Annotated in this window: 12 protein-coding genes; 8 read left to right on the top strand and 4 right to left on the bottom strand. The window is 71.1% G+C overall.

The window, feature by feature from the left end; all coding sequences use genetic code 11:
* Positions 1-7: 7 nt before the first annotated feature.
* From J2S59_RS08700 to J2S59_RS08720, 5 genes are all read left to right on the top strand, one after another.
* Complete coding sequence (locus tag J2S59_RS08700) at positions 8-1,570, top strand: FAD-binding oxidoreductase (protein ID WP_306825015.1); 1,563 nt, start codon at positions 8-10, stop codon at positions 1,568-1,570.
* Positions 1,567-2,484, top strand: coding sequence for a diacylglycerol/lipid kinase family protein (locus J2S59_RS08705; protein ID WP_068123058.1), 918 nt, complete (start codon positions 1,567-1,569; stop codon positions 2,482-2,484). Before J2S59_RS08700 ends, J2S59_RS08705 begins: the two co-directional genes overlap by 4 nt.
* An 18-nt stretch (positions 2,485-2,502) precedes the next feature.
* Positions 2,503-3,771 carry an APC family permease gene (locus tag J2S59_RS08710; RefSeq protein WP_068123055.1) on the top strand — a complete coding sequence of 423 codons (1,269 nt, stop codon included), beginning with the start codon at positions 2,503-2,505 and terminating at the stop codon, positions 3,769-3,771.
* Between the two features lie 70 nt (positions 3,772-3,841).
* A complete protein-coding gene (locus tag J2S59_RS08715; protein WP_181642397.1) occupies positions 3,842-4,195 on the top strand; it encodes a fluoride efflux transporter FluC in 354 nt (117 codons plus the stop codon).
* The gene (locus tag J2S59_RS08720) at positions 4,192-4,548 is read left to right on the top strand and encodes a fluoride efflux transporter FluC (RefSeq protein WP_068123049.1); all 357 of its coding nucleotides are present in this window, start codon (positions 4,192-4,194) and stop codon (positions 4,546-4,548) included. Before J2S59_RS08715 ends, J2S59_RS08720 begins: the two co-directional genes overlap by 4 nt.
* Positions 4,549-5,080: 532 nt before the next feature.
* On the opposite strand, the gene J2S59_RS08725 is transcribed toward J2S59_RS08720, so the two are convergent.
* Positions 5,081-6,289, bottom strand: coding sequence for an IS110 family RNA-guided transposase (locus J2S59_RS08725; protein WP_306825016.1), 1,209 nt, complete (start codon positions 6,287-6,289; stop codon positions 5,081-5,083).
* 242 nt (positions 6,290-6,531) lie between these two features.
* Here J2S59_RS08725 and J2S59_RS08730 point away from each other — a divergent pair, with 242 nt between their 5' ends.
* On the top strand, positions 6,532-8,001 hold the full coding sequence (locus J2S59_RS08730; RefSeq protein WP_306825017.1) for an HNH endonuclease signature motif containing protein: 1,470 nt from the start codon (positions 6,532-6,534) through the stop codon (positions 7,999-8,001).
* A gap of 102 nt (positions 8,002-8,103) precedes the next feature.
* Here J2S59_RS08730 and J2S59_RS08735 read toward each other — a convergent pair whose 3' ends face one another.
* From J2S59_RS08735 to J2S59_RS08745, 3 genes are read right to left on the bottom strand one after another with little or no spacing between them, the layout of a single operon-like run.
* Entirely contained in the window at positions 8,104-8,463 is a 360-nt protein-coding gene (locus J2S59_RS08735; protein WP_068122324.1) for a hypothetical protein, read from the bottom strand.
* 8 nt (positions 8,464-8,471) lie between these two features.
* Entirely contained in the window at positions 8,472-9,692 is a 1,221-nt protein-coding gene (locus J2S59_RS08740; protein ID WP_306825018.1) for an acyl-CoA dehydrogenase family protein, read from the bottom strand.
* Between the two features lie 38 nt (positions 9,693-9,730).
* Positions 9,731-10,915, bottom strand: coding sequence for a cysteine--tRNA ligase (locus tag J2S59_RS08745; RefSeq protein ID WP_246360288.1), 1,185 nt, complete (start codon positions 10,913-10,915; stop codon positions 9,731-9,733).
* Between the two features lie 85 nt (positions 10,916-11,000).
* Here J2S59_RS08745 and J2S59_RS08750 point away from each other — a divergent pair, with 85 nt between their 5' ends.
* Positions 11,001-11,648: a hypothetical protein gene (locus J2S59_RS08750; protein ID WP_068120389.1), complete on the top strand. Its 648-nt coding sequence runs from the start codon at positions 11,001-11,003 to the stop codon at positions 11,646-11,648.
* Positions 11,632-12,219, top strand: a complete 588-nt coding sequence (locus tag J2S59_RS08755) for a DNA-3-methyladenine glycosylase I (protein WP_281366726.1) — start codon at positions 11,632-11,634, stop codon at positions 12,217-12,219. The genes J2S59_RS08750 and J2S59_RS08755 overlap by 17 nt, the downstream gene beginning before the upstream one ends.
* Positions 12,220-12,258: the final 39 nt, after the last annotated feature.

The raw sequence follows: 12,258 nt of genomic DNA on the forward strand, positions 1-12,258 counted from the left end.
GTAACGCATGACCCTCGAGATGCACGCGCAGCGCTGGGGCGACCCCGCGGCCGCCGAGACCCTGCCGGAGAGCACGCGCGCCCTCGTCGAGGCGTTCGTCGGCACTCGTCCGACACCGTCCGCGACCGACGTCGCGCTCCCGCCGAACGGCCTGGCCGCCGAGATGCTGGACCCCCTCCGTGCCGCACTGGGCGCCGACGCGGTGCTGACCGAGGACGGCGTACGCCGCTTGCGCACACGGGGGAAGTCGACCCCCGACCTGCTGCGCGCCCGGGCCGGCGACCTGGCCGACGCGCCGGACGCGGTGGTGCGACCGGGCTCGCACGACGACGTCGCGATCGTCCTGCAGTGGGCGCAGGAGCACCGCGTCGCGGTGGTGCCGTTCGGTGGCGGCACCAGTGTCACCGGTGGGCTCGCGGCGCGGCGCGAGGGGTACGCCGGCCTGGTCAGCCTCGACCTCCTGCGCCTCGACGCGCTCGTCGCCGTCGACCAGGAGTCACGGACCGCCGTACTGCAGGCGGGGATGCGCGGCCCCGCCGCGGAGGCGGCACTCGCCGCGCACGGGTTGACGCTCGGGCACTTCCCGCAGTCCTTCGAGTTCGCCTCCATCGGTGGCTTCGCGGCGACGCGGTCGAGCGGCCAGGCGTCGGCGGGGTTCGGCCGCTTCGACGACATGGTGGTCGGGCTGCGCGTGGCGACACCCGCCGGCGACCTCGTGCTCGGCTCGGCGCCCGCCAACGCCGCCGGACCCGACCTGCGCGAGCTCGTGCTCGGGTCGGAGGGAGCCTTCGGCGTCATCACCGAGGTGACGGTGCGCGTGCGACCGGTTGCGACGCAGAAGGCCTACGAGGCTTGGGCGTTCGCCGACTTCGACGCCGGCGCGGACGCGATGCGCCGGGTGATCCAGGCGGGTCTGCGGCCCACCGTGCTGCGGTTGTCCGACGAGGCGGAGACGATGGTCAACCTGGCCAGCCAGACCGCGATCGGCGGCGAGGGGGTGGCCGGCTGCCTGCTGGTGGTGGGGTTCGAGGGTGCGGACGTCGCCGGGGCGCGGGAGGCAGTAGGCGCGGTGCTCGCCGGGGCCGGTGGCACCGCGCTCGGGGCAGAGCGCGGCGAGGCGTGGGTCGCGGGACGCTTCCACGCGCCGTACCTCCGCGACTCGCTGCTCGACGTCGGCGTGCTCGTCGAGACCCTCGAGACGGCGACCTTCTGGTCGCGCCGGCGGGAGGTGTACGACGCCGTGCGCTCCGCGCTGCAGGCCTCGTTGGGGGAGAAGGCGCTGGTGCTCTGCCACATCTCGCACGTGTACGAGACCGGATGCTCGCTCTACTTCACCGTCGCCGCTCCGCAGGCCGATGACCCGCTCGCGCAGTGGTGGGCCGCGAAGCGCGCCGCGTCCGACGCGATGATCGACGCCGGTGCGACGATCACCCACCACCACGCGGTCGGCACCGACCACCTCCCGTGGCTGGCGCGGGAGATCGGCCCGGTGGGGGTGGCGATGTTGCGCGGCGTGAAGGCGGCGGTCGACCCCTTGCTCATCCTCAACCCGGGCGTGCTGATCCCGTGACCGGTTCCGAGCGCGGCTCCTACGCGTTCCTCGTCAACCCGGCGTCGGGGGCCGGGGCTGCGTCCGCGGCCGTCATGCCGGTGGCACGCGCGCTGCGTGAGGCGGGAGCGCAGGTCGAGGTGGTCTACTCCCGCGGCCCCCGGCAGGTCCTGGGCGAGGTCGATGCGGCGGTCGCGCGGGGTGACGTCGTGGTGTCCGTCGGTGGTGACGGGATGCTGTCGTCGGTGGCCGGCCAGGTGGCGACCCGGGGCGGGACGCTCGGGCTGCTGCCCGCCGGTCGCGGCAACGACTTCGCGCGCATGCTGGGACTCGAGACGGATCCGGCATCGGTCGCCCAGGTGCTGCTCGCCGGCACGACCCGGTCGGTGGACCTGCTGCGCGTCATCCGCGCGTCCGGTGCGGAGGACGTCGTCGTCAGCTCGGTCTACGCCGGAGTGGACGCCGTCGCCGGCCGGATCGTCGATCGCGTGCGGTGGTTGCCGGGGCGGCTGCAGTACCCGTACGCCGCGCTGCACGCCCTCGCGACCTACCGGCCGGTGCGTGCGCACGTGGAGGTGGACGGGGTGGCGCACACGTTCACCGCGGCGACGGTGGTCGTCGCGAACTCCGCCTACTACGGCTCGGGCATGCGGATCGCGCCCTCCGCGCAGGTCGATGACGGCCTGCTCGACGTGGTCGTCATCGAGGCCGCGTCGCGGCACGGACTCATCCGCGCGCTGCCGAAGGTGTACGACGGCGCGCACGTCGAGCTCGACGAGGTGCACGTGCTGCGGGGACGTTCGGTGCGGCTGCACGGCACGCCGGGCGCCCCGATGGGCGGCGACGGCGAACCTTTGGACCCACTCCCGACCTCGGCCGAGGACGCCGTACGCGTGGAGGTGTGGGAGGGCGCCCTGCAGGTGCTCGCACCCTGACATGAGAACCTCGGCGGTGTGAGCGCCGTCCAGCCCGGGCACGACCGCCTCGCGCGCCGGCTGGGGACCGGTGACGCGATCGTCATCGGCGTCGGATCGATGGTCGGCGCAGGCGTGTTCGTCGCGTTCGCGCCCGCCGCGCAAGCGGCCGGGAGTGCACTGCTGATCGGCCTCGCGATCGCCGCTGCCGTCGCCTACGCCAACGCCACCTCGACCGCGCAACTGGCCGCGCAACATCCGTCCGCCGGCGGTGCCTACCTCTACGGCCGCGAGGAGCTCGGACCGTGGTGGGGCTTCGTCGCCGGGTGGGGGTTCGTGATCGGCAAGACCGCCTCGTGTGCGGCGATGGCGTTGACCTTCGGTGCCTACGTCGCCCCAGCCGGGTGGGAACGCGCGGCTGCAGTCGCCGCCGTCGTCGTGCTCGCCGGGGTCAACTACCGGGGGATCTCCCGGACCGCGAGGCTGACCCGGGTCATCGTCGCGGTCGTGCTGCTCGCGCTCGGAGCCACGGTGCTGGCACTCCTGGTCGGGGGCGACCCGGACTGGTCGGGCGTTCCACCGGGGGCCGACGCGGTGGGCGGGTCGTACGGCGTCCTCCAGGCGGCGGGGTTGCTCTTCTTCGCCTTCGCCGGCTATGCCCGGATCGCCACCCTCGGGGAGGAGGTGCGGGATCCGGCGCGGACGATCCCCCGCGCGGTGGTGGGTGCGCTGGCGGTAGCGGTGGCGGTGTACGCCGTCGTCGCGGTCGCGTTGCTGGCCGTGCTCGGCGCAGGAGGTACGGCGGCGTCCGCCGCGCCGTTGACGGACGCCGTCGCGCTCAGCGACTGGGAGTGGGCCGGTCCGGTGGTACGGGTCGGTGCCGCGGCCGCGTCACTCGGTGCGTTGCTGGCGCTGATCGCCGGGATCGGACGCACGTCCCTGGCAATGGCTCGCGAGCGGGACCTGCCCGGGTGGCTGGCGGCGGTGCATCCGCGACACCGGGTGCCGCATCGTGCCGAGGTGGTCCTCGCGGTCGTGGTCTGCCTGCTGGTGCTCACGGTGGACCTTCGCGAAGCGGTCGGGTTCTCGTCGTTCGGCGTGCTGACCTACTACTTCGTCGCCAACCTCGGGGCGCTCCGCCAGGCCCCGCCCCACCGGCGCTGGCCTCGGGGGCTGCAGGTCTTCGGCCTGCTCGGTTGCGTCGTGCTTGTCGTGACCCTGCCCGCCGCGGCGCTCGCGGTAGGGATCGCCGTACTCGTGGTGGGAGTGGGGGGACGCTGGTGCCGGCTGCGGATCGCGGCGCGATGACGGGTCGATCGACATGAGAGGGCGGTCGAGCGAAGTCGAGACCCCGCCTCTGGGCGTCGTGCTCCTCGTCGTGACGGTCGGAGGTGTGCTGGGGGCGCTGGCGCGCTACGGCATTGCCCTGGCTTCACCCGCCGTTGAGGGGTTCCCGTGGCCGACGATGGCGGTCAACGCCACCGGTTGCCTGATGCTTGGCGCGCTCGTCGTCTTGCTCGACAACCGCGGCGGCTCCGAGCTCGCGCGTGCCTTCCTCGCCGTCGGCGTGCTGGGCGGGTTCACGACCTTCTCGGCGGTTGCCGGGGAGACACTGCAGTTGCTGCAGGACGGTCGGCCGTGGCTGGCGATGACGTACTGGGTGGGCACCGTGGTCGTGGCACTCGCGGCCACGGTCATCGGCATGCTCGGTGCGCGGCGGGTGCTGCGATGAGCGAGCTGGTCTGGGTGTGCCTCGGTGCCGCCGTCGGCGCCCCGGCGCGATACCTGCTCGATCGTGCGGTGCAGGCGAGGCACACCACGGGGATGCCGTGGGGGACCGTTGCGGTGAACCTGATCGGGACTCTGTTTCTGGGGATTCTCCTGGGCCTCGATGTCGCTGACGCGTTGCAGATCGGGCTTTGCGGCACGTTCACCACCTACAGCACCTTCAGCCTGGCGACGGTGCAGCTCCTGGAGGAGCGTGCTTACCGACAGGCAGCAGTCGTCGTGGGCGTCCATCTCGTGCTGGGTCTCGCCGCCATCGTCCTGGGCTTCGCCACCGCACGCGTGCTGGCAGGTTCGTAGGAAGGGCAGCATCGCGGCTTTCGTTGTCAACCACGGCCGTCTCGATACGCCCCTCACTTCGTTCGCGGCACTCGACGAACCTTCACGGTGCGCGCCGTCATGGGGCTGGCCGAGTGCCGGGCGAGGCGCCAGCCGAGCGCAGGGCTGGTGTTGGTGGTCGAGTGCCGGGCGAGGCGCTAGCCGAGACCGGTGTATCGAGACCACAACCGGGACTTTCCCTGTCAACCACGGTCGTCTCGATACACCCCTCGCTTCGTTCGCGGCACTCGACGAACCAGGACGACCCGGGACTGTCGGTCCTCGCTGGGATGATCTGAGCATGCTCAACCACCACGATCACGACCGCACCGGCGCCACCGGTGCGTGCCGTCATGTCGGTGGTCGAGTGCCGGGTGAGGCGCTAGCCGAGACCGGTGTATCGAGACCACGACCGGGACTGTCGCTGTCAACCACGCCCGTCTCGATATACCCCTTACTTCGTTCGGGGCACTCGACGAACCTTCACGACCGGCGAGTGATGCTCCTATCTGTGTCAAGCGGCTTTGAGCCATTCGCGGTAGCGGCCGGCGAGTTGGTAGTCGGGGTAGGTGCCGAGCTCGGTGCGGACGATCTTGGTGATGTAGGTGTCCATTGCCTTGGCTGCGGCGGTGAGGGTGATGTTCTTGGCCTGTCGAGCGGAACGGAGGTCGGCGAGATCGGGTGCGGTCAGGCCGCGGGTGAGGGACTTGAAGACCTCGCGGGCGATGGCGCGTTTGAGCATGCGCAAGATCTCGGCGTCGGGTCGACTCTTGTTGCGTTGCGCGGCGACGTAGGCGCGGGTGCGGGGATCGGAGGACATCCGGACCAGCGCGATGGTATGCAGCGCGCAGTTGGCGGCGCGGTCGCCGCCGCGGGAGAGGCGGTGACGGGTGGTTTTGCCCGAGGAGGCCGGGACCGGGGCGGTGCCGCAGAGCGCGGCGAAGGCGGCTTCGCTACGAAGACGTTCGGGGTTGCCGCCGGCGGTGATGAGCAGCTGTGCAGCGCTGTTCGCTCCAACACCGTGCAGCGATAGCAGGTGTGGGTTGGCTGCTGTGACCAGTTCGCGGAGCTGGTCTTCGAGGTCGTCGGCCTGGGCGGTGAGGAACTGGTGGCGTTTGGCCAGCATCCGCAACGCACTGAGCACTGCGCTTGTAGTGGGGTCCTTCGAGGCGGTGGGTCGGCAAGTCGCGAGCGCGGTGACCAGCGCTTTCTCTTTCAGCGGGCGGTATTTCTCACGCACTGCGGTGGGTGCGGTGATGAGCATGTGGTGGATCTGGTTCATCGCCGCGGTGCGCGCTTTGACTGCCGAGCGGCGGGCGTTGTGGACCGCGCGCAACGCCTCGGTGTCCTCGCTCTTGGGTGCCGCTTGGGCCCGTCCCGACAGTGCGGCTCGGGCGGCTTGGTAGGCGTCGATGGGGTCAGACTTGCCCTGCAGCCGTCGCACCGAGCGTTCGGGGCGGATTACCTCGACGACCTCTATCCCGGTAGCAGCGGTGGCTCTGGTGATCCCGGCGCCGTAGGAACTGGTTCCCTCGATCCCGATCACCTCCGGCTCCCCGAAGGACCTCAGGAATGCGATCGCGTCGCGGTAGCCGTCCGGGGTGGTGGCGAACTCGGCATCGCCCAGGTCGCGACCGAGCGGGTCGATGGCGGCGACGTGGATGGTGTCAGCGTGGGTGTCCACGCCGGCGATGACTCTGGGATGCAGGGCGGTCGCTGTCATGATGGCAATGCCTTCCGTGTCGAATCGGATGGGTCGACGCCGGTCGGGCGAGCAGACAGGACATTGATGAGGCGCTTGCCAGGCTCTTATTAGGTCATGTCCGCCCGGCCGGCGAGCGGGAGACCTGACCACCGGCCAGACCAATTGATGGTCAACCCAGCAGGGCGACAGTCGGTGGCAGAGGCACGGCGATCAGGTCCGTGTCCATCATCAATGTCGGTGGGCCCTGGGAGACTGTGACCATGCTCGATCGAGGCGACCTGGAGAACTTCGGCAAGGCCGAAGCCTGGGAAACGCTGCGCTCGAACCGCGCCACGCGTGACCGCCTCGATGTCGACGACCTGCTCATCGCCAACCACCTCGCGGGCCTGTACGAAGCCGGCACGTTGGCGAAGGCCACGAAAGCGTTTCGTCACGACCCCGAGCGCATGGTCGCCCTGGCGGGCGAGGGCGCACCGATCCTGAGTGAGTACGCCGCCGGTGAGCTGTCCGGCCACCTCCGGATCCCGTTGCAGTCCGCGCGCCAGTTGCTGGGGGATGCGATCGAGATCGCCCACCGCCTTCCGCGCCTGTGGCAACAGATGGTCGAGGGCAAGACCGAGGCCTGGCGCGTGCGGGCCGTGGCCAAGGAGACCAGGCAGCTGTCGCTGCAAGCAGCGTCGTGGGTGGATGCGCAGCTGACGCATCGGTTGCAGAAGCGCAAGCCCAACAACGCCGCCCCGCAGCTCGTCGATGAGGCGATCAAGAAGTTCGACACCGCGTTGTTCGCGCAGCGGGAGCAGCGCCGCCAAGACGGCCGCGGGGTCTGGCTCGACCCCGACACCTGCCAAGGCCTGCTGCGTGGGGTGCACATGACCCTCGACGCACCCGACGCCGAACTGCTCGACCAGACCCTCGACACCATCGCCGCAGGGCTGAAGGCCGCCGGCGACACCGACAACCACCAGGCCCGCCGCGCCAAGGCGGTCGGGACGCTGCTCGACCCACAGCTGGCGATGGACTTCCTCAACGGCACGCTCCCGGACCAGTGCGGGACAGCCACGAAGTCGAAGGCGTCGGGGACGACGAGCCGGGTCGCGAACGTCTACGTCCACTGCTCACTGAGTGATCTCGCGACCATGACCAGCGCCGGGGTCGACCACGGGGCGAGCATCGAGAAGCTGGGTCCGATCACCCTGACCCGGCTCAGCGAGTGGCTCACGCGCCCCGGCGGTGTCGGCTCCGGCAAGATCAGCGTCCGGCCGGTGATCGACACCAACACCGACCGAGCCGTCGATCAGCACGACCCGCCACAGTGGATGCGCGAGGCGATGATCCTGCGCGATGAGGTCTGCGTGTTCCCCGGTTGCACCACCACCGCCAGAGCCTGCGACGCCGACCACATCGAGCCCTACGTCCCACTCGAGGAGGGCGGGCCACCCGGACAGACCCACCTCGGCAATCTGGCGCCGTTATGTCGCAGCCACCACCGGCTCAAGACCCACATGGGCTGGACCTACCAACGCCGAACCGACGGCAGCTATGAGTGGTGGGACCGGTGGGGACGACCCGTTCGAGACGGCGACGAAGCCGATCCGCTAGATCTCGACCCTTCGACAAGCTCAGGACATCGCTTCGCTCGATCGACCACGAACACGTCAGCCATCGAGATCTACCTGCACGACTTCCTGATCAGCTACGCCGGACCCGGCGGCACCGACCCACCGACCTAGCGATCCCGCCCCGTCGCCCGCGCGGTCTCGACAAGCTCGACCAGCAATGAGCAGCTCGACCAACGAGACCCCGCGCGGGCGCACCGGCATGCCCGGACACCGTCAGCAGCCAACCCAGAGCACCTGGCGCCAACCCCGGCCGTCAACCTCCACCTCGGTCCACGTGATCTCCACCGGCCCCTCGAGTCCGATTCCGCTCGGGGGCAGGCACTCCGGGCGTTGACCTGGGTGCGACGTACCGAAGTTGTCGCTCCAGCCCACGCGCAGCGGGACCGAGACGGTCCATCCGTCCTCCAGCGTGCACTGAATGACGCGGACCGCGGAGGAACACTCGACCGTCTCGGTGATCACCCGCGACTGCCGCCCCGCGAGGAACCCCACAGCGGCAGCTACGAGGACGAGCACGGCGAGCGCGACGTACACCGGCGTCCGCCACCCGCGACGCACCTCGGTCTCCCGCACTAGCGTCGTCAGCGGATCGTCATGCCTGAGATGGCCCGCGCGATGACCAACCGCTGGATCTCCGACGTGCCCTCGAAGACCGTGTAGATCTTGGCGTCGCGCGACCACCGCTCGACCGGGTACTCGCGCGTGAAGCCATTGCCGCCCAGGATCTGCATGGCTTGCGTGGTGACCTTGACCGCCGTCTCCCCGGCGAAGAGCTTCGACATCGACCCCTCAGCGGCGTCGAACTTGCGACCGTTCGCTGCCATCCACGCGGCGCGGTGCACCAACAGGCGGGAGGCGTCGATGCTGGTCTTCATGTCGGCCAGAGCGAAGGCGATGGCCTGGTTCTCGATGATCGGTCGACCGAACTGCTCGCGGGTCTTCGCGTAGTCCAGCGCCACCTCGTACGCCGCCCGCGCGATGCCGATCGCCTGCGCGCCGACGGCGGGGCGGGTGCGCTCGAAGGTCGCCATGCTCGCGTTCCCGCGGCTGCCCGCGCCTTCGCGCGCGCGGGCCAACCGGGCGTCGAGCTTCTCCTTGCCGCCGAGCAGACAGCGCCCGGGCACCCGCACGTTGTCGAGGACGACCTCGGCGGTGTGGCTGGCGCGGATCCCGTGCTTGTGGAACTTCTGCCCCTGCGACAAGCCGGCGGTGCCGGGCGGTACGACGAAGCTCGCCTGCCCGCGAGCGCGCAGGTCGGGGTCGACGACGGCAGTGACCACGTGCACGTCGGCCAGACCCCCGTTGGTCGCCCACGTCTTGGTGCCGTTGAGCACCCACTCGTCGGTGGCCTCGTCGTACCGCGCGCGCGTCCGCATGCTGCCGACGTCGGAGCCGGCGTCGGGCTCCGAGGAGCAGAACGCACCCAGCTTCAGGTCACCCGGCTCACCGAACATCGCCGGAACCCACTCGCCGACCTGCTCGGGCGTGCCGTTGGAGCTGACCGCGGCGGCAGCGAGCGCCGTACCGACGATCGCCAACCCGATGCCCGCGTCACCCCAGAACAGCTCCTCCATCGCGACCGGCAACCCGAGGCCCGTCGCGTCGAAGCTCTGCGTGGCGAAGAAGTCGACGGAGTAGATCCCCGCCTTCGCCGCCTCTTCGACCACCGGCCACGGGAAGTCCTCGCGCTCGTCCCACTCGGATGCGGCGGGGCGGATGACGTCGGCGGCGAACTGGTGCAGCCACGCCTGCAGCTCGCGGTGGTCGTCGGTGAGGTCGAAGGAGGGGGTCTGATCACTCATGCCCGGAATCTAGGGCACCCGGCGCCCGGGCGTGGGCGCTAGCGCGAGGTCTGGTCCACGCGCAGCACCGACAGCAGGGTGCGCGCGGCCGGCCCACCGATCTCCTCGGCCAGCGCGCAGGCGCGGACGACGTCCAGGTCGTCGAGCAACGCCTCCAAGACCGGCGCGACGTCCTCCGCGCGGCCAGGTCGGCCGGCGGCGGCGTACAGCCGCCCCAACCGCTCCTCGGCCTCGACCAGCAGGTGAGGGGTGAACTCCCACGCCTGCGACCACGGACGATGCAGCAGCATCATCCGGATCGCGCCACCGGTGTGGTCCTCGAGCAGGTCGGAGACGAGCACCAGGTTGCCCGTGGACTTCGCCATCTTCGCGCCGTCGAGCAACACCGAGCCGACCCGGAACTGCGCCCGGGCGTACGGCGTCGTGCCGCTTGCGGCTTCGACCATCGCCACCTGGTAGGCGTGGTGGGGGAACTCCAGGTCGGCCCCGCCAGCGAGCACGTCGATGCCGGCCCCGAAGGTCGACCAACCCATCGCCGCGCACTCCGCGTGCCACCCCGGACGGCCCCAGCCCCACGGGCTCGGCCAGGCCGGGTGCTCGGCGGCCGACGGCCGCCAGACGGGGACGTCGAACGGCGACTGGCTGCCCGCGGCTCCCGGCTCCTCGCCGAACTCGCGCAGCAGTGCCAGTGCCTCGTGCTCCGCGAGACCGGAGGCCGCCGCCACGTCCTCGCCGCGGAACCACACCGTCCCCTCCGTCTCGTACGCCGCCCCCGCGCGCAGCAGCGCCGCCGCCAGCTGGGCGACGTCGCGCACATGACCGCGGGCGTGCGGGGCGTGCGCGGGACGGGCCACCCCCAGCGCGCGCATGTCGCGCTCGAAGAGGAACTCCTGCGACAGCGCGAACTCGTCGTACGGCCGCCCGTGCCCCGACGCCGCGGCAGTCAGCACGTCGTCGACGTCGGTGACGTTGCGGCACACCTCGGGCTCCACACCCGTCGCCCGCACCACCGACGCGAGCAGGTCGGACCACACGAACGTCGCGGCGTGCCCGAGGTGGGTCACGTCGTACGGCGTGATGCCGCACGTATAGATGCGGGCCCGACCGGTCAGCGGCAGGGAAGTCCCAGCCAGGGTCAGCGCGCTGCTGAGCAGGGGGCGGGGATCGGTGGCGGGCACCCGTCCCGCGAGACCGACGACACCGGAGGAGAACTCAGAAGGCACGCCGTCGATCATGCCACCCGGCCGGGGAGCGCGGAGGCCGGTGGTCGCGGGTTCGTGCGCTGCCGCTACCGGGCAGACGATCCCCATGTCCTGGTTGCGTTTCTGCTACGCCAGCGCCTCGAGCCGCCGTACCACCCAGGTGGCCGGTGACCTCCTGGTGCTTGCCTGGGTGGTGGTGGCGGTCTGGCTCGCTGTCTCCGTGCGCGACCGCTTCGGCACGCTCGCCGATCGTGTCCGCGAGGCGGACGGAGCCACGTCCCGTCTGTCTGCCGGTCTCGACGACGCGGGTGACTTCCTCGGCGGGATACCGCTGGTGGGGGACGGGGTCCGGTCTCCCCTCGACCGTGCGGCGGAAGCCTCCGCCGGGGTGGGTGCTTCAGCGCTGCGCAGCGCCGAGACGACCGAGGCTGTCGGTGCGTGGCTCGCTGTCGCCCTGGCGCTGGTGCTCGTCGTCCCGGTCCTCGTGCAGTACGTGCCGAGCCGTGTCCGGTTCGCGCTGACCGCCCGGCGCACCCACCAGGTCGCCCAGAGCGGTCAGCTCGGGATCGACCTGCTCGGGCTGCGCGCACTCACCTCGCTGCCCCCGCACGTCGTGGCAGCCCAGGTGCCCGACGCCGCGGCCGGCTGGCGACGCGGTGACGGCGACGTCGTCCTCGCGCTCGCGCGACTCCAGCTCGCGCACGCCGGGCTGGATCCCATGGGGGAGGATCTGCAACGTGACGGTGCTCGGTGACGACGGCCTGCGACGCCCGCCGTGGGCGGCCAACGACGACCTCATGCGCACCTACTACGACACCGAGTGGGGCATGCCCGTCCGTGACGAGCGCGGGTTGTTCGAGCGGCTCAGCCTCGAGGTGTTCCAGTCCGGTCTCTCGTGGGCGACCATCCTGCGCAAGCGCCGCAGCTTCCGGGACGCCTTCGCCGACTTCGACCCCGACACCGTCGCGGCGTACGACCACCGCGACGTCGCCCGGCTCATGGCCGACGCCCGGATCGTGCGCAACCACCGCAAGATCGAGGCCACGATCCAGAACGCGCGCGCCACGATCGCCCTGCGCGACGACGGCGGGTTGGCGGACCTCATCTGGTCGTTCCAGCCGGCCGAGACGCCCCGCCCGCGCACCTACGACGAAGTCCCCACGACCTCCCCGGAGTCCCACGCGCTCGCCAAGGAGCTCAAGCGCCGCGGGTTCGCCCATGTCGGCCCGACGACGATGTTCGCCCTCATGGAGGCGGTCGGGATCGTCGACACCCACCTGCTCGACAGCCACCGACGCGGCACGTCGGGGGTCTGGCCGGACTGAGGCCTACCGCTCCTGGGACCGGTGGGCCACGATGGCGGC

This window comes from Nocardioides massiliensis, from assembly GCF_030811215.1.
Classification (GTDB): Bacteria; Actinomycetota; Actinomycetes; order Propionibacteriales; family Nocardioidaceae; genus Nocardioides_A; species Nocardioides_A massiliensis.